General features: G+C 68.9%; 12 protein-coding genes. 3 read left to right on the plus strand and 9 right to left on the minus strand.

Features of this window, described 5'->3' with window-relative positions; genetic code table 11:
- Nucleotides 1–74: 74 nt before the first annotated feature.
- From ACWEVR_RS23965 to ACWEVR_RS23985, 5 genes are all read right to left on the minus strand, one after another.
- A complete protein-coding gene (locus ACWEVR_RS23965; protein WP_452468802.1) occupies nt 75–1043 on the minus strand; it encodes a GAF domain-containing protein in 969 nt (322 codons plus the stop codon).
- Nucleotides 1044–2861 (minus strand): putative bifunctional diguanylate cyclase/phosphodiesterase, encoded by a 1818-nt coding sequence (locus tag ACWEVR_RS23970; protein WP_067485939.1) that lies wholly within the window; start codon nt 2859–2861, stop codon nt 1044–1046. It abuts the gene before it with no gap.
- A gap of 68 nt (nt 2862–2929) precedes the next feature.
- Nucleotides 2930–5077, minus strand: coding sequence for an Rv1355c family protein (locus ACWEVR_RS23975; RefSeq protein ID WP_452468803.1), 2148 nt, complete (start codon nt 5075–5077; stop codon nt 2930–2932).
- Nucleotides 5078–5386: 309 nt separating this feature from the next.
- Nucleotides 5387–5827 carry an AraC family transcriptional regulator gene (locus ACWEVR_RS23980; protein ID WP_067485474.1) on the minus strand — a complete coding sequence of 147 codons (441 nt, stop codon included), beginning with the start codon at nt 5825–5827 and terminating at the stop codon, nt 5387–5389.
- Nucleotides 5824–6267: a GyrI-like domain-containing protein gene (locus tag ACWEVR_RS23985; protein ID WP_067485472.1), complete on the minus strand. Its 444-nt coding sequence runs from the start codon at nt 6265–6267 to the stop codon at nt 5824–5826. The genes ACWEVR_RS23980 and ACWEVR_RS23985 overlap by 4 nt, the downstream gene beginning before the upstream one ends.
- 182 nt (nt 6268–6449) lie before the next feature.
- Here ACWEVR_RS23985 and ACWEVR_RS23990 point away from each other — a divergent pair, with 182 nt between their 5' ends.
- The gene (locus ACWEVR_RS23990; protein ID WP_452468804.1) at nt 6450–8627 is read left to right on the plus strand and encodes a hypothetical protein; all 2178 of its coding nucleotides are present in this window, start codon (nt 6450–6452) and stop codon (nt 8625–8627) included.
- On the opposite strand, the gene ACWEVR_RS23995 is transcribed toward ACWEVR_RS23990, so the two are convergent.
- On the minus strand, nt 8620–9546 hold the full coding sequence (locus ACWEVR_RS23995; protein ID WP_452468805.1) for an alpha/beta hydrolase: 927 nt from the start codon (nt 9544–9546) through the stop codon (nt 8620–8622). The genes ACWEVR_RS23990 and ACWEVR_RS23995 overlap by 8 nt on opposite strands.
- Nucleotides 9547–9837: 291 nt before the next feature.
- Between ACWEVR_RS23995 and ACWEVR_RS24000 the strand changes: the two genes are divergently transcribed.
- Nucleotides 9838–11328 carry an MDR family MFS transporter gene (locus tag ACWEVR_RS24000; RefSeq protein WP_452468806.1) on the plus strand — a complete coding sequence of 497 codons (1491 nt, stop codon included), beginning with the start codon at nt 9838–9840 and terminating at the stop codon, nt 11326–11328.
- Nucleotides 11329–11388: 60 nt separating this feature from the next.
- On the opposite strand, the gene ACWEVR_RS24005 is transcribed toward ACWEVR_RS24000, so the two are convergent.
- The gene (locus tag ACWEVR_RS24005) at nt 11389–12018 is read right to left on the minus strand and encodes a hypothetical protein (RefSeq protein ID WP_439266808.1); all 630 of its coding nucleotides are present in this window, start codon (nt 12016–12018) and stop codon (nt 11389–11391) included.
- Nucleotides 12019–12168: 150 nt separating this feature from the next.
- Here ACWEVR_RS24005 and ACWEVR_RS24010 point away from each other — a divergent pair, with 150 nt between their 5' ends.
- Entirely contained in the window at nt 12169–15312 is a 3144-nt protein-coding gene (locus ACWEVR_RS24010; RefSeq protein WP_452468807.1) for a BTAD domain-containing putative transcriptional regulator, read from the plus strand.
- Here ACWEVR_RS24010 and ACWEVR_RS24015 read toward each other — a convergent pair.
- Together ACWEVR_RS24015 and ACWEVR_RS24020 are read right to left on the minus strand one after the other, a co-directional pair.
- Complete coding sequence (locus ACWEVR_RS24015; protein WP_452468808.1) at nt 15296–16072, minus strand: ABC transporter permease; 777 nt, start codon at nt 16070–16072, stop codon at nt 15296–15298. The two genes, ACWEVR_RS24010 and ACWEVR_RS24015, sit on opposite strands and share 17 nt — an antisense overlap.
- Nucleotides 16069–17025 carry an ATP-binding cassette domain-containing protein gene (locus ACWEVR_RS24020; protein ID WP_452468809.1) on the minus strand — a complete coding sequence of 319 codons (957 nt, stop codon included), beginning with the start codon at nt 17023–17025 and terminating at the stop codon, nt 16069–16071. The genes ACWEVR_RS24015 and ACWEVR_RS24020 overlap by 4 nt, the downstream gene beginning before the upstream one ends.
- Nucleotides 17026–17144 lie beyond the last annotated feature (119 nt).

Below are 17144 nucleotides of genomic sequence, written 5' to 3' on the forward strand. Positions count from 1 at the left end.
CGATGGTCCAGCCGTCCGGGTTACTCGCGGCTCCTGCCCGTGGAATGGCAGGTGAACACCCGTGAAAGAGCCGCTTAACCCGTTTCGCCGTCGAGCGAGGGCCGGACACGGAGCAATCCGTGTCCGGTGGCGGCCGTGGTGACCGTCGCCAGCTCGGCGTGCGCGCGGATCCACTCGCCCTCGGCGAAGCGCACCCGCAGCGTGAGGCGCCGCATCGTGTCCGGAGCGTGCACCAGCTCGGCACAGGCGGCACGCAACGCGGTCAGATCGGCGGGGTCGATGGTCGGTCGTTCGACGGCCCAGCGATCCAGCGGCGGCGGTGGATCAGCCACCCATTCGTAGATGACGCCGCTGGCGAGCAGGATCAACCCGGCACCGACATCCACTCCCTTGGACACCGCGCGCAGCATCGCGACCTCGAGGTCGACGGTTTCGCCGCCGAGTTCGGGGACGGCGTGCATCAATCCGCTCACCCGGCGCAGCTCCGGCCGGGCCCGCGCCACCATCTGGAACCGGCGGACCTGTTCGTCGTCGCCGAGCACGTGGACTACCCCCTGCCAGCGCCCGCCTGGCTCGAGGGTGCTCGCCATCGCGAAATAGTCGACCCGGCCGTCGAAACGGACCATGCGCCCGAACGCCTCGGGCGGTGTGCGCACCACCCGCACGGCCCCGGGCTCGCGCGCGAAGATCAGTTCCTCCAGACCCGGCCCGTGATGGGCGAGTTCGGTGCGGGCGTCCCAATCCCAGGCCGCGACGGGACGGCGTGGCGGCACGGGCGCGTCGGCGGGCCCGATCCAGACCTGGACGCCGTGTGTCCCGCCCAGTGCGCACCGCACGGGTTCGACGACAACGACGGTATCGCCCAGGCGCGCGGATTCCAGGCCGTGTACCGCGTCACGCAGCAGTTTCGCCTTGGCGGGGCCGATCGCGCGTGACCAGCGTTGTGGGGAAATCCATTCCCTGATCCGCGCGTCGTCGGCGACAAGAGCCGGTTCGAGATCCTCGGTGAGGGTCTCGACCAGTAACCACCCGTCGGCGGTCATTCAGCTGGGTGCCACGCCGCGTCCGGCACGTGGGAGATCGAGATCGAGCGGAATACGCCCCTCCCGAAGCTGAACCTCGACCTCCTCGGCGGGCATCGGTCGTGCGATCAGGAAGCCCTGGGCGCGGTAGCAGCCGAGACCGACGAGGGTCCGGGCCGCCATGGGTGTCTCCACACCCTCGCCGACCACGCCGAGCCCGAACGAACCGGCCAGACCGATAATGGATTTCACGATGGCGAGGTCGTCGTTGCTGTCGCCGAGGCGCTGCACGAAACCCCGGTCGATCTTCACCGCGTCCACCGGCAGGGCCTTCAGATGTGACAGCGAGCTGTAACCGGTGCCGAAGTCGTCGATGGCGATCTGCACGCCCATCCGCTTAAGCCCGCGCAGGGTCACTCGCGTACGCACGAGGTCTTGCACGACAACATGTTCGGTGATCTCGAGGCACACCGAGCTGCCGTCGATCTCGAACAGGCGGAGGATGTCCTCGATCCGCTCGACGAAATCGGCGCTCACCAGCTGCACCGGCGACACATTGATCCGGATGACGACATTGGCCGCCAGGCCACGCCGCCGCCAGTCGGCGAATTGGGAACAGGCCGAACGGATCACCCAGCGGCCGAGCTCGCCCGCCAGGTTGGTCGCCTCGGCCACCGACACGAAAGCGCCGGGTGGTAACAGGCCACGGGTGGGATGCTGCCAGCGCACCAGCGCCTCTAGCGCGACGATCCGGCCGGTGCGCAGGTCGACCTCGGGCTGGTAGTGCAGGATCAGCGACCCGTCGGAGACCGCGCTGCGCAGGTTCAGCTCCACATCGTCCTGGAGTTCGAACTGCGCGCGCATGGCGTCGGTGAACACCGCGACGCCGTTGCCCCCACCGGATTTGGCGGACAGGAGCGCGTGGTCGGCTCGGCGCAGGACGTCCGACACCGAAGTCTCGCCCGGAATACCCAGTGCCACACCGACACTCACACCCCGGCTCACCGACTCCTGGCCCACCGAGACCCGGCGCCCGATGAGTTGCTGAATGCGCGCGGCCTCGAGTTCTGCGGCGACCGCGTCCATCGGTTCGGCGGGCACGATCACGAATTCGTCGCCACCGAGGCGGGCGATCATGTCGTCGGGCCCGAGGTTCTGTTTCAGCCTTCGGGCGAGAGTACGGATGAAATTGTCGCCCGCGCTGTGGCCGAGGAAATCGTTGAGGGCCTTGAGCCGGTCGAGATCGAGAAAGAAGGTGGCGACGGGGCCCGGGTTTTCGGGCGCGAGCCTGCGTTCCATGTATTCGAGCAGGGCGCGCCGGTTGGCCAGGCCGGTGAGATCGTCGTGCAGGGCGATATAGCGCAGCTTCTCCTCGGCGACCACGCGCGCCTGCAGTTGCGCGAACAGGGCGGCGATCGCCTTGAGGACATTGAGTTCGCGCTTGGTCCAGGTGCGGTCGCCCATCTTCACGAAGCCGAGCACACCGGTGGACTCACCCCGCGAAACCAGCGGCACACAGGCCATGGCGACCTGCGGGATGCCGGAGGATTTGCGGATCGTTTCCTGGTAGTCCTCGCTGTCGTTACCGGGCCGGACGATCAGCGGTTCGGTGGCGAATTCGAGAGCGCGGAATACCGAGTCGGCCTTGTCGAACTCCACCACCCGTAACGGGTCGGGCACCGGAGTATCCGCGCGCTGCGGCCATTCGGCGACGAGCACGGTAGCGCGGCGGGTGCGGTCGGTATGGCGCAGATAGCTGAAATCGACGTCGAAATGTTCGACGAGTGCGGCGAGCACCCGCTCGCTCGCCGCCACCATGGTCGTGGCGTCGACACCCATCAACTCGGAGGCGACCTCGGTCACCAGTGAGTCGAGCGATTGCCGATGCACGCTGTCTCCGATCCGCGCTATCCGTCGTTCCTACTGCCAGGCACCGGCAACCGTCGACTGCGAACGCTCGCAGCGGCGGCGTAGCTCAGACGAAGAACCAATGCCACGTTCTCATCCTCAGAGATTTCCATGACGTCCAGGAAACGCCTCTGAATGCTGGCAAGTGTATCTGTGAACTCGGGAGAAACGCGGCGCAAATCCTCGGGCCGGTTCGCGTACAGGAACACCGGAGACACCGGCTGCACCGCCAGCCCCAGCAGTTGCGCCCGCAACCAGACCTTTTCGACGGCGGCACCGGCCCGCGCGTAGTCGGCGAGATCCGGTGCGCCGCCGCCGCGTTTCCGGAACCCCACGGCGACCAGCGCGGAACTCGACAGCACCCGATCGACCGTGAATTCGCCGAGCGCGGTGCCTGCCGACCACTCACGCAACCGGTCCATCACATCGCTGCGGCTGCCGACCTGGAGTTTCGCGAGTTCGTCCGGTGCCGGGTCGAGGGTCCGCACGTCGATGCCGGTGCGGATATCCTCGCCCGGCCAGCGCAATTCGGCATAGAGCTGCTGGTGCAGCTGCGGAGTGAGATAGCGGACGCGATCGCTGGCACCGAGCAGATCCGCAACCTCGGCGAGGCGTTCGCGCCCGGTGATCGCATGCACGATCGCCTGGTTGCCCGCAGCTTGCGCGAGGGCGGGCAGCACCGAATCCGGAAGGTCGGCGGCATTACCGAGGCGCCGGTTGGTGTGGCGCGCGCAGGCGAGGGGATAGTCGGCGGCGAGCTCGGCGTCGGTGCCGGGACGCAGTCGCAGGCGGGCGATCAGGGGTGCCGACGGCTCGTCGACGAGCAGTTGCGTGTCGCTGAGCAAACCGTGAGCGGCGGCCGCCGCCGTGGCGTTGTACAGCGCCGCACCGACGGCGACCGCGCTGCCGCGCAGGTCGACGTCCATCACCGTCGTGTCCGTCGGATCGAGGGCGATCTCGATGAACTCGTCGTCGCCGCGCAGGATCCACGGCTGCACATTGCCACCCGAGGGCGCGCGCTGCGCGCAGGCGAGAATCGCGCCGATGGTGTCGGCGGGCGGTGGCTCGTCGTCGAGTTCGGTGGCGTGGTCGTCGGCATCGTCGTCGAGGTAGCCGGGTTCGGCGAGCGAATCGAGGGCGGCTTCGAGGTCGATGCGTGTTCGTCCCGACGACAGCTTCACCCCGAGCCCGATCCGGCGGACCGCCGCACTGACGATCGCGGCACCCAGCTGCACCTCACCACCCAATTGCGGCCAGGTGGTGATGGTTTCGCCGACCTCGGCCAGGCTGGCGGCCATCCGTGCGGACAACTGGGCCGGGTCGAGGATGCGCAGCACGTGTGGCGCCTTGGACCTGGTGTCCAGACCGGCGAGCTGGGCGCCGGTGGTCGCACCGAGCAGACCGTGGAAGGGTTCGCGGCCGGGTTCGAGGTCGTAGCGTTCGACGTCGAACAGGCCGCGGTCGTTGGTGTCCATCAGCAACGGGATGCGCCTGCGGCGGGCGGCTTCGCGCACCGCGAATTTGATGTCGAGCGAATCGCATTCCTCGACGACGAGGGAGAGCCCGTCGAGGAATTCGTCGGCGGTCTCGGTGAGCACACCGGTCTGCCAGATCTCCACCGGCAGGTAGGGGTCGAGTTCGGCGATGCGGCGGGCGGTGACCACCGCTTTGTTCACGCCGACGTCGAACAGCCCGCCCGGGACCCGGTTGAGATTCGACAGCTCGATGGTGTCGAAGTCGGCCAGGCGCAGCAGCCCGCAGGTGCCCTCGAGGGCCAGCGTGTAGGCCACCGAATGGCCGACGCTCTGCCCGACGACGCCGACGCGCAGTTCCCGCAGCCGCCGCTGTTCGTCGCGGGTGAGCTTGTTGCGGTTGCGGTCCGAGCGGATCGCGGCGAAGGCGTCGGGCCCGAGGACGGCGACGAGCGCGTTGCGCCACGGGTAGTGCACCCACCGTTCCTCCCCGGGGTCGAGCCCCGGCGGTGGGCCGGTGAGCTGATCGAGTTCGGCGCGCAGTCCGGCGCGCAGGTCGACGGTCTGGATGCCGGGGGTGTCGGCGAGCTGCCGCAAGGTTGCCCGGTCGGTGGGGTCGCGCGGATCGAGCAGACGTGGCCGGTAGTCCGCCGTCTGTGGTGCTTGTTCGTTCATCTAGCGATCGACCCCACGAAAACGTGCCGTCGCGACCGCGGTGGTATGGCGGTGAATCCGCCGCAACCGCGTTTCGCCGCATGCTGCATCGACAGCCATCGGGTTCCTACTCCATGCTTCACGCCCGCAAGGGGTCGGCGTCCCATAGATGCCGACTGGTGCAGTATCCGTCATCGGTTACGAATCCACCAGACAAGTGGCTAATTTCCCGGAAACCTTCTGAGCCAGTTGAAATAACCGCAGGTCAGGAGCGGTTAGGGTGCACTGAGTTATTTTTCGCAGACCGTACGGTCCGAATGCAGCTATTCGTCAGTTATCGACTTGGATCGAGACGAACAGTTCCACGTCGGTCGGCCCGTGCCAGACCTCGATCTCCTCGCGGTACGCGCGCGAGATCTCGGCGGAGGCGGTGGCGTCGTCGACCTGGGCCCACACGTCCTCGACCGGGTCGTGGTAGTCGCCGTTGGGCGCGAAGCGGGCGTAGATACCCTTGGGCACGCTGACCATGAGGTCACCGACGGGAACCTCGTCGGGCGTGGCGAATTCGCGAGCGACGAGGGCGTTCCAGTTGCCCGCCGGGTCCGGCACGTAAACGGTGTGCAGCGGTTCGCGCCCGCCGGGACGGTCGCGCAGCCGGTCCTTGAGGAACTCGATCAGATCGCTGTTGGAGACCTTGAAGCTGGGATGCACGCGCGGCACGGCGAGGCCGCCGTAGAGCGCCCCGCCGCGGACCACGATCGTGTAGGTCATCGGGGATCGACCGCCAGGTACAGGTCGATCTTGTACGCGTGCGGGTAGCACTCGAAATCGCCGGTGAAGGTGCGTTTGATCTGGTTGTGTTCCTCGGCGTAGGCGATCTGGGTCCACAGATCCGTCATCACCTGGGGAAAGTTACCGACCGAGGAGAAGCGGGCGTAGGCGCCGCGCGGAAGCCGGGCGGCGAGATGGCCACGGGTGACCTGGTCGAGCGAATCGCACTGATAGCCGACGATCTGGGTGTTGTACGTGCCCAGCTCGCCGCTGAAATCGGTGTAGGCGCTGGCCAGTGGCCCGCCGAGATCCTGGTGCAGGACCGCCGACCAGGCGGCTTCGAGGTCGTGGTCGCGCAGCTTACCGAGTGCGCGTTTGGGACTGCGGACCGGCAAACCGGCCACCCAGGTCTCGTCCCGCTCGACGATTTCGAACTGCATTGATGACTCTCTCGAAGGTCGGCACGGTTGCGCCATGCTATCAACATCGGTCGACCCCACCTAACCACAGCTGAGCTGGTCAAACGTCCATCACCACGCGGGGCATTGTCCGATTCACCTCCATGCCCTAAGCTCCCGCGCTCGTGTGGGTACGCGCGGCGCTCGAACCGCGAAAACAAGTGATGCGGTGGGCAGGACTTGTCGTTGTCGCGGTCCTGGCGGGGTACATCGCGGTGTTGCTCGGCGACGCGCGCCATTTCTACACCGACGATACCGAGGCGCAGTACGTGCCGATGTGGCAGCTGCTCGGCGCCGAGCTCCGGGCCGGCCGGTTCCCGGCGATGGTCCCGTGGGAATGGATGGCGGGCAACTACAGCCTCGAGGAGGCCGGGCTCTACAACCCGGCCCAGCTGCTGGTGTATCTGCTCGCGCCCTCGTTCGACGATCTGGCCGGTTACGCGACGGCCGTGAAGTTCGTGTTCTCCGCGATCGCGGCGCTCGGCGTGTTCCGCATCTGCCTGGCCTACGGTGCGCGGGCGCCGTGGGCGGCGCTGGCCGGTGTGGCGTTCCCCTTCAGCGGCTGGTTCCTGTTCTTCGACGAGGCGAGCTGGTTCACCTCCCAGACGGGCACCGCGTGGCTCGTGCACGCCTGGGCCTCGGCGGTGCTCTACGCGCGCAAACGATCCGGCCCGATCCCGCTGTTCGTGTTCCTGTACCTGGCGCTGACGATCCAATACGTCTTCCCGGCGGTCGAAGCCGCGCTGATGATCGTGGCCGTGGCCGCCGGGGAGTACCTGTATCAGCGCAAGTGGGTGCCGGTGCTGCGGATGCTGACCGCCGCCGGTCTCGCCGCGCTGGCCTCGCTGATCGCGAATCTGCCGCTGCTGCTGTCGTCCCAGGCCACCTGGCGCGGTGACGTCTCGACCATCCACAACGATCCGTTCCTCACGGTGCCGTGGTCGGAATCGCTCAATGCCAGTCTGCCGAGCACGGTTCCGGCGTTCACCGCGTGGTGGGGGCATGTGCAACCGCTGCCGATGGTCTACATCGCGTGGTTCGTGATTCCGGCGCTCGCCTTCATCGACTGGAAGGCGGCGGCGAAGTCGGCGCGCGAGTGGAGCGGCATCGCGCTGTTCGCGGTGGCGACGCTGATGTGGACGGCGGGCCCCGGTGCGATCGGGCCGCTGCGCTGGCCCGCGCGGGTGCTGCCGATGCTCGCCATCGCCGTGCTCGTGCTCGTCTGCGTGCTGCTCAGCAGGTACGGGGCGTTCGCGTCGTCGCGGCGGCGGCACGCGGCGGCGGGCGCGTTGATCGGGCTGCTGTTCATCCGGTCCTTCTCTGCCGCACCGGAACTTCTCGTCCGGCATGTGCTCGCCGTCGTCGCGGTCGTGGCGATGGGCGCGGGCGCGCTGTGGCTCGTGCGTCATCGTGGCGTGGCCGCCGCGACGACAGCGATGATCGCCGCGACCATGCCCATCGCGTTCGCTCAGGTCGCCGCCGCTCCGGAAACCCCACTGTCCTACGGGTTCCCGGAACGGCGCTCGGAGATGCTCGCCGCCTTCCCCGATTTCGGCGGGCGCACACTGCAATTGGCCGACCGCATCGCGGTGCGCGACGAGGAGCGCACGCTCGCGGGCACTTACGGATCGATCGCGCTCGGCAGCTATGCCAAGAACATGGGCCTGCAGTACGTGAACGGGTACACCCCTGTCGGGCACGCCGCCTTCGCCGGCCTGCTGTGCATGGCGTGGGACGGTGGCACCTGCCCGGACGCCTATCGCCGGGTGTTCGCGGTTGAACCGTCGACCGACACGCCGATCGTCGACCTGATGCGACTGGATCGCGTTGTGCTGCAACGCGCGCAGTACCCGGACGCGGGCGAGAAGCCGGCACCGCCGGGCTGGGCGTTCGTCCGCTACCCCGGCCACGAACACCAGATCTGGGTGCTGGAACGCGTGAACCCGCTGCCCTCCCCCGGCGACATGATCGCGCACGAATCCGGTGTCCACGCCACGGTGATGCCGGAGGCCGGGCTCACCAACCGCGCGACCGTCTCCTCCGGCACCGGCGGACGGATCGTGTTCTCCCGCCTGGCCTGGCCCGGCTACACGGCCACGCTCGGCCCGAGCGAGATCCCGACCCGCGCGGTGGCGGGTACCTTCCTCGCCGTCGACATTCCGCCGGGCACGCACAATGCCGAGCTCACCATCACCTGGCGACCGCCCGGCCTGTCGATCAGCCTCACGGCGGTGCTGCTCGCCGTGCTGGGGATCGCGGCGCTGCACTGGTGGTACCGGCGCGAGGACGAACCGGCGGTCGAGGAGCCGGCCGCCGAACGCCCCCGCGTCGCGGTCAGCTGATCGCGGCGGCCAGGTGCGGCCAGGCTTCGTGCAGGTCGGCCTCGAACTGACCCCAGGTGTGCGAACCGGTGGGCCGGTGCACGTGCACGGCCGGGATACCCAGCTGGGCGAGGCGCCCGGCGAAGGCGGCCGTGCAGGCGCCCGCGATGGTCTCGAGCGGCGGCATCGGCAGACCACGGTCGGCGGCGCCCGGTGCGCCCGTCGCGGCGGCGAGGAAGATCGACTTGCCCGCGAGGCGACCGGCATTGGCGAACACGTCGTGCTCGCGCCAGGTCGGACCGCCCGGCACACCCCACATGTTGCCCGGGTTGCCGCCGCCGCGCACGGCCTGGGCGCTCGCCATCGCGATGCCCATCGGGTCGGCCGCCCACGGGCACCCGCTCAGCGCCGCGACCGCGGAGAACCTCGGGCCGCCCTGGATCGCCAGATCCAGCGCCGACGCCGCGCTCATCGACACGCCTGCGATGGCGTTGCGGCCATTGGTGCCGAGCGCGCCGTCGATGACGCCGGGCAGTTCCTCGGTCAGGTAGGTCTCCCACCGCACGCGCCCGACGGCGGGATCGTCGGAGATCCAGTCGGTGTACAGGGTGAACGCGCCGCCGACCGGCATCACCACATTGACGAACTTGTCGGCGAAGAAGTGCCGCACATCGGTGTTGTCCCACCAGGAGATGCCGTCGGCGCCGCCGCCCGCACCCGTGAGCAGGTACAGCGTCGGCGCACCCGCACCTGCCGCCTTGATCACCTTGTTCTGCACGACCCGCCCCATCGCGGGCGAGTACACGTCGATCTGGGCGGCCCGGCCGCCCAGCGGCACCTCCCCTGTCACATGAGCCCCCGGATCGGCTGTCGCCCGGCCCCCACCGACAACAGCAACGATCGCGCACACCACAGCAAGCCACAACCTCGATGTAGTCACCGATCCGGTATACCCCCTGCCCCCGGGTTCGACACGGAAACACACGCGCTCGGCCGACAGCGCGACCGGATGGTGACCAGGGTCACTGCGTCCTGGACGTATGTCCTGTGAGGTGCTGGTGAGCTGCTGTTTCCGCCGATAGCCGAACACTCGGCGCCCGGAAAACCAGATGATTTGTGTCGGTGGTGACCGGAATACTTGCCCGCGCCCGATGAGTTGGACCGACGGCCCCCGTCTTCTTTCTTGTGGTGCCCGCACACCCGCCGTTCCCCGCCCCGGAGGTTTACCCGAATGCCAGCCGATATATCCGCACCTGCCGCGAAGGAGCGGACACCCTTGGTCATCCGGGTGCTGGTGCTCGCGACCTTCGTCGTGATCCTCAACGAAACGCTGATGATCAACGCCATGCCCGAGCTGATGAAGGCGTTCGACATCACCGAAGTGGACGCGCAGTGGGTTTCCACCTCGTTCATGCTCACCATGGCCGCGGTCATCCCGACCACGGGCTGGTTCCTGCAGCGTGTTCCGACGCGCACGGCCTACGCGACGGCGATGACGACCTTCATGGTCGGCACCCTGCTGTCGGCCGTCGCGCCCGTCTTCGCGCTGCTGATCGTCGGCCGGGTCATCCAGGCCTGCGGCACCGCGGTGATGATGCCGCTGCTGATGACCACCCTGATGACCGTGGTCGCCGAGAAGGACCGCGGCCGGGTGATGGGCAACGTCACGCTGGCGATTTCGGTCGCCCCGGCGATGGGTCCGGTGGTGTCCGGGCTGGTGCTGCAGGTGGACGTGCCCGCCCTCGAGTCGTGGCGCCTGCTGTTCGTGCTCATGCTGCCGATCACCGCGATCGTCACCTGGTTGGGTCTTCGCCAGCTCGAGAACGTCGGCGAACCCGCGGGCGGGAGCATCGACCTGCTCAGCGTGCCGCTGGCCGCGCTCGGCTTCGGCGGTCTGGTGTACGGGCTCAGCAAGTTCCACGGTGACAGCTACTCGGTCGCGATCGCGATCGTCGCCGTCGGTCTCGCCCTGATCGCGGCGTTCGTGTTCCGCCAGCTGCGGCTGCAGCGCACCGGCACCCCGCTGCTCGACCTGCGCGTGCTGCTGGCGGGCACCTACACCAAATCACTGGTGCTGATGTCGATCGCGTTCCTGGCGATGATGGGCTCGATGGTGCTGCTGCCGCTGTACCTGCAGAACGTGCGTGGCCTGAGCGCACTGGAAACCGGTCTGCTGATGATGCCCGGCGGCCTGGCGATGGGCCTGCTCGGCCCGACCGTCGGCAAGCTGTTCGACAAGTTCGGCGGGCGCGTGCTGGTGATCCCCGGTTCGATCGGCATCACCTTGTCGCTGGTCGGCTTCACCCAGATCTCGATGGACATGCCGTACTGGCAGCTGCTCGGCCTGTACTCGCTGATGATGGTGTCGCTGGCGGCCACGTTCACCCCGGTATTCACCCTCGGCCTCGGCGCCCTGCCGATGAACCTGTACTCGCACGGCAGCTCGATGCTCGGCACCCTGCAGCAAGTGGCCGCGGCCTTCGGTACCGCGCTGGTGGTGACCGTTGCCTCCGCCCGCAGCTCCTCGCTCATCGAGTCGGGCGCTGACCCGGCGGCGGCGGGCCTGGACGGTATGAGCCTGGCCTTCGGCGTCTCGGCGGTGCTGGCCCTGATCGTGATCGCGATGGCGGTGCTGCTCCCGGCCCGTGCGGCGGCCGACCCGCACGCCGCCCCGGCGGTGCAGGACGCCGAGGAGGAAACCCCGGAGCTGGTCAAGAACTGACCTGATCCCCGCGAAGCCCCCGTTCCTCGTGGACGGGGGCTTCGTCGTTCTCTGAGCCGGTCAGGCCGCGGGACGGATGATGATGTCACCGACGGTGTTCCGCGCGTGCAGGCGCACCGACTCACCGTTCGGGGCGACCGGCACGATCGTGTTGCGCACCGCGCCGACGGTCGCCTCGGTCTCGAGTTGCACGGCGGTGCCGGGGCGGATGCCCACCTCCAGTTCGCCCATGGAGGTCTCCACCCGGATCTCGCCGCTGGTCACCTCACCGATGCGGATGTCGCCCTTGGCGACCTTGGCGGTGACCGGCCCCGCGGGGCGTTCGAGGACGATGTCGCCGAGGGAGATCGTCAGGTCGCAGGCGCCGAGCGCACCGTTGCCGCGCAGCTGCCCGACCCCGGCCGTTCCGGTGAGGTGGGAGCCGGTGGGCACCTCGATGGTCAGCTCGATCGACGGGTTACCACCGAACGGGCTGTGGGTGCGCCAGCTCTTGGGCGTCACCACCGTGAGCTTGCCGTCGGCGAAGTTCACCTCGGTCTGTTCGGCGACGCGCACGTCGCCCTTCTTGCCCGGATCCGACGGCGCGACGGTGACGACGGCGTCGGTGCGGTCGGAGGCGATGACGGTGACGCCTGCCGACAGGACATCGACGCTGACGGTGACCGGTGCGGTGGTGGCGAAGGTGTACATCGGGTGCTCCTCGGTGGATCCGTTCGGTTGATGACCATACTGTCGCGACCGGCGCTGACACGAGGCTGACACCACCCTGACGCACCCGGGGACACCATATCCGGACAGGCGACCAGCTGTGGTGGGCATCGCCCGGTCACCCGGTGCACAATGGGCGACGTGCAGATCGGAATGCTCGGGCCGCTGGAGATCCGGACAGCAGACGGTGGATCGATAGCGATACCCGGCGCCCGACTGCGGGCATTGCTCATCGCCCTCGCGCTGGAACCGGGCCGCGCCGTCCCCAAGACCCGCCTGGTCGACCTGATCTGGGACGAACAGCCTCCGGCCGACGCCGCGAATGCCCTGCAGGCGCTGGTTTCCCGGCTGCGCAGACTGCTGCCCGACGGTTCGCTAGAGGTGCAGGCGGGCGGGTACCGTCTCGCCGTCGACCCCGGCGCCGTCGACGCGGTGCGCTTCGAACGGCTGCTCGACGAAGCGCGCGGCACCGACGACCTGCGTCAGGCCGAACTGCTGCGCGAGGCGCTGGAACTCTGGCGCGGCGAGCCCCTGCAGGATGTCGCCGACAGTGCCCCGTTCGACCCGGTGGTCACCCGTTTCCAGGGGCTGCGCCTGGCCGCGATGGAGGACCGGTACGAGGCCGAGGTGCGGCTGGGTCGTGGCCCGGAGGTCGTCGCCGAGCTCACCGAAGTCGTTGCGCGGCATCCGGTTCAGGAGCGGCTGGCGGCCGCGTTGATGCGCGCGCTCGGCGCGGCGGGTCGCGGGGCCGAGGCGCTGGTGGTGTTCCAGCGCACCCGCGAGGCGCTGGCCGACGAACTCGGCGTCGACCCGTCACCGGAGCTGTCGCAGCTGCACGTCGCGCTGCTGCGCGGCGAGGTCGGCGCCCGGCCCGCGCAGCGCTCGACGAACCTGCGCGCCGAGCTCACCAGCTATATCGGCAAGCACGGCGACATCGCCGTGGTGCGCGAACTCCTTGCGACACACCGGCTCACGACGATCACCGGCCCCGGCGGCTCGGGCAAGACCCGGCTGGCGGTGGAAACCGCCCGCACCATGCTCGACGACCTCCCCGAGGGCGCGTGGCTGGTGGAACTCGCCGCCACCGACGCGAGCGGCGACCTCGCTCAGCTGGCCTTCGCGGCACTCGGCAGGCGCGACGCCCTGATCGGCGACACCCCGAACGCCGAACCGATGGACCGGCTCGTCGCCGCCATCGGCGACCGGGAGACCCTGCTGATCCTCGACAACTGCGAGCACGTGATCGAGGCCGCCGCCACCTTCGCCCACCGGATCCTCGGTGAGTGCACGGGTCTGCGCATCCTGGCGACGAGCCGGGAACCGCTCGGCATCACCGGCGAGGCGCTGTGGCAGGTCGCACCGCTCACGGTACCGAGGGAAAACGCCGACCCGCAGGCGATCGAGTCCTCCCCCGCCGTCGTCCTGCTGCGCGACCGTGCGGGCGCGGTGCGCGGTGACCTCGGTTCGGACGCAACGGCTTTGGCGACGATGGCCCGGGTGTGCCGCGCCCTGGACGGCATCCCCCTCGCGATCGAGCTGGCGGCGGCGAGGTTGCGCACCATGTCGCTCGAGCAGCTCGCCCACCGCCTCGACGACCGGTTCCGCCTGCTCACCGGCGGCAGCCGCACCGCGATCGCGCAGCACCGCACCCTGCGCGCGGTGGTCGACTGGAGCTGGGAACTGCTGTCGGACGCGGAGAAGACCGTGCTGCGCAGGCTCGCGGTGTTCTCCGGTGGTGCGAGTCTGGAAGCGGCCGAACAGGTCTGCGCCGACGGTGCGACGGTGCAGGACTGGGAGGTGCTCGAACACCTCACCTCGCTGACCGAGAAGTCGCTGCTCACGGTGTCCGAGAATCCACAGCCGCGCTACCGCATGCTCGAGACCATCAAGCAGTACGCCGCCGAACGCCTCGACGAGGCGGGCGACGCCGAATCCGCACGCCGAGCGCACATCTCGCACTTCATCACCCTGGCGGCCACCGCCGAACCGCACCTGCGCCGTGCCGAGCAACTCGACTGGCTCGCCGTACTCGAGGCCGACCACGACAACCTCGCGGTCGCCATGCGCACGGCCCTCGCCGCCGACGACGCCGATGCCGCGATGCGCCTGGCCGCCGCGGCGGGCTGGTACTGGTGGCTGGCCGGGTACAAGGGCGAGGGCACCGAGTTCGTCCTTGCCGCCGCCGACCTGTCCGGCGACGTGGACGACGAGACACGCGCGACGGTGTACGCCCTGGTCGTGCACTTCCTCAGCGGTGGCCGCGGTGGTGAACACGAGGTCGGTGAGTGGATCCGCAAGGCCAACCGGTACGGCCGCGACAGCCGGGGCGGACACCCCGCGCTGCGGTTCACCGGTGCGCTCGAGCGCATCCTGGCCGGTCCCGAGCACTATCTGCCCGCGTTCGAATCGCTGCTCGCCGACGACGATCCGTGGGTGCGCGCACTGGCGCGGCTGCAACTGGGCAAGCTGCGTACCGTGCTCGGTCATCCGGGCCGCGCGGCCGACGAACTGCTCGAGCAGGCGCTCGCGGAATTCCGCGTCATCGGCGAGCGCTGGGGAATGTCGTTCGCGCTGACCGAACTGGCCAACCGCACGGCCATGCGCGGCGAATTCGATGCCGCCTGCGCGCTTTTCGACGAGGCGATCGCGGTGGTCACCGAGGTCGGCACGCTCGAGGCCGTGGTGCGGATGCGCGCACGCCAGGCCCAGCTGTACTGGCTGCTCGACGACACCGAGGCCGGCGAGGCGGCGCTGGCGCACGCGCAGGAATGCGCGGACCGCACGGGCTGGCCGACCTCGCTGGCCGAGGTCGCGCTCGTCCGCGCCGAGTTGGCCAGGTGGAGCGGTGAACCCGTGCTCGCCCAACAGCAGATGGAACTGGCACAGAAGCTGCTCGGCGACGAGGCCGGGCAACCGGTCGTGAGCGCCATGGCCCACGATCTGCGCGGCTATCTCGCCGCCGATCTCGACGAGGCACGGACCAGCCACCGCGCGGCCTTCCAGGCCGCATCGAGCGCCGGTCACGCGGCGCTGCTGGCCCAGATCCTCGTCGGGATCGCGGATCTGGCCTTGCGCGCCGAACGACCGGAGCAGGCCGCCCGCCTGCTCGGTGCCGCCACCGTCACCCGCGGCGTGCCCGACCTGTCGCTGCCCGACGCGGCCCGCATCGAGGAGCAGACACGCCGAAGCCTCGGCGAAGCGGACTTCGCCGAGGCGGTGGCTCGTGGGTCGGAGTCGGATGTCGCCGAACTGGTGGAGCTCACACTCGCTTGCTGAAGGTCGAGCGCGACCACACATAGCCGATCACCGCGAAGCCCGCGCACCAGGCGAAGGCGGCGACGGTGTGGCCGCCCGACGGCGTGCCTGCCAGGAAACCGCGCACCGATTCGATGATCGGGGTGAAGGGCTGGTACTCGGCGAACTGCCGCACACCGGGGCCCATCTTCTCGGCGGGCACGATCGCGCTGCTCAGGAAGGGCAGCATGAGCAGCGGAACCACCGACATGCCCGCTGCCTCCGGGGTCTTGGCGGCCATGCCGAGGGCGACGGTGAGCCAGGCGGCGGCGAAGGCGGTCGCCAGCAGCACACCGAGCGCGCCGAGCCACTGCACCGCGCTCGCCGGTGATCGGAAACCGAGCGCGAAACCGACGCCGAGCACGGCCGTCAGGGCGATCACATTGGTGACGATGCTCGCCGCGACATGCCCGGTGAGCACGGCACCGCGCGACACATCCATCACCTTGAACCGGTTGATGACGCCCTTGGTCATGTCCGAGCTCACCGACACCGCCGTGCCGGACAGGCCGTAGCTGATGGCGAGCATGAGCATGCCAGGCACCGCGTAGTCGATGTAGTTCTCGCCGACATCGAAGGCGTCACCGAAGACGTAGACGAAGATCAGCATCATCATCACCGGCATCAGCGCGGCATTGAAGATGGTCACCGGGCTGCGGGCGATGTGGGTGAAGTTGCGCCGCAACATGACCGACGAATCGAACAGTGCGCTGGACAGCGGGTTGGACGTGGTGGTGCTCATCGGGCTTCGGCCTCCTGGGTTGCGCGCCCGGTGAGGGCGAGGAAAACGTCGTCGAGATCGGGGGTGTGGATGGAGACCTCGTCGGCCTCGAGGTCGTGGGCGGTGAGCCGGTCCATCAGGGCGCGAAGGTTTTTCGTTCCGCCGTCGCCGGGGACGCTCAGGGTGAGCGAGTCCTCGTCGGGAACGGAGTCGGCAAGGGCACGGGCGGCGGCAGCGAGTTCGACGGCACCGCTGAAGCGGAACTTGATGTGGCTGCCGGGAATTCGGCGCTTGAGTTCGCTCGCGGTGCCTTCGGCGACGATGCGACCCTGGTCGAGTACCGCGATCTTGTCGGCCAGCTGATCGGCTTCCTCGAGGTACTGGGTGGTGAGGAAGATGGTTACGCCCTCGTCGGTCAGTTCGCGCACCATGTCCCACATGGTGCGGCGGCTGCGTGGGTCGAGGCCGGTGGTCGGTTCGTCGAGGAAGATGATCCGCGGCTTGGTCACCAGCGTCATCGCCAGATCGAGCTTGCGGCGCATACCGCCGGAGTAGCTGCCCGCCTGCTTGTTCGCCGACTCGACCAGGTCGAAACGCTCGAGCAGGTCGGCGATCACCCGTTTGCCCGCGGCACCGCGCAGGCGGTGCAGGTCGGCCATCAGCCGCAGGTTCTCCGCACCGGTGAGCAGGTCGTCGACGGCGGCGAACTGGCCGGTGACGCCGATGGCCTTGCGGACCGCCTTGGTCTCGGACATCAAATCGTGGCCGGCCACCCGCGCCGTTCCGGCATCGACCTGCAGGAGCGTGGTGAGCACATTGACGGTGGTGGTCTTGCCCGCGCCGTTCGGGCCGAGCAGGGAGAAGATGCTGCCCGCTTCGACGGTGATGTCGATGCCGTCGAGAACTTTCTTGTCCCCGTAGGACTTCCGCAGCCCCGAGGCGGCGATTGCTGTGCTGTTCATGCCGGCAACCATCGCCGGGCAGGCTGACACCGGGCTGACGGCGACCTGACACCTCCCCTGACACACGTCGGCGTCATGCGTGTGCGATGTCTGTCAGTGCGGCGTCAGGTCCGCGTCAGCGCACCGGGCGA

The organism is Nocardia sp. NPDC003979, assembly GCF_053605015.1.

What these genes read in the sequence shown, in the direction of transcription:
- ACWEVR_RS24010 (WP_452468807.1), top strand. Translation starts at nt 12,169, where the DNA reads ATGGGCGACGTGCAGATCGGAATGCTCGGGCCGCTGGAGATCCGGACA.
- ACWEVR_RS24015 (WP_452468808.1), bottom strand. Translation starts at nt 16,072, where the DNA reads ATGAGCACCACCACGTCCAACCCGCTGTCCAGCGCACTGTTCGATTCG.
- ACWEVR_RS23965 (WP_452468802.1), bottom strand. Translation starts at nt 1,043, where the DNA reads ATGACCGCCGACGGGTGGTTACTGGTCGAGACCCTCACCGAGGATCTC.
- ACWEVR_RS24020 (WP_452468809.1), bottom strand. Translation starts at nt 17,025, where the DNA reads ATGGTTGCCGGCATGAACAGCACAGCAATCGCCGCCTCGGGGCTGCGG.
- ACWEVR_RS23975 (WP_452468803.1), bottom strand. Translation starts at nt 5,077, where the DNA reads ATGAACGAACAAGCACCACAGACGGCGGACTACCGGCCACGTCTGCTC.
- ACWEVR_RS24000 (WP_452468806.1), top strand. Translation starts at nt 9,838, where the DNA reads ATGCCAGCCGATATATCCGCACCTGCCGCGAAGGAGCGGACACCCTTG.
- ACWEVR_RS23990 (WP_452468804.1), top strand. Translation starts at nt 6,450, where the DNA reads ATGCGGTGGGCAGGACTTGTCGTTGTCGCGGTCCTGGCGGGGTACATC.
- ACWEVR_RS24005 (WP_439266808.1), bottom strand. Translation starts at nt 12,018, where the DNA reads ATGTACACCTTCGCCACCACCGCACCGGTCACCGTCAGCGTCGATGTC.
- ACWEVR_RS23985 (WP_067485472.1), bottom strand. Translation starts at nt 6,267, where the DNA reads ATGCAGTTCGAAATCGTCGAGCGGGACGAGACCTGGGTGGCCGGTTTG.
- ACWEVR_RS23980 (WP_067485474.1), bottom strand. Translation starts at nt 5,827, where the DNA reads ATGACCTACACGATCGTGGTCCGCGGCGGGGCGCTCTACGGCGGCCTC.
- ACWEVR_RS23970 (WP_067485939.1), bottom strand. Translation starts at nt 2,861, where the DNA reads ATGGGTGTCGACGCCACGACCATGGTGGCGGCGAGCGAGCGGGTGCTC.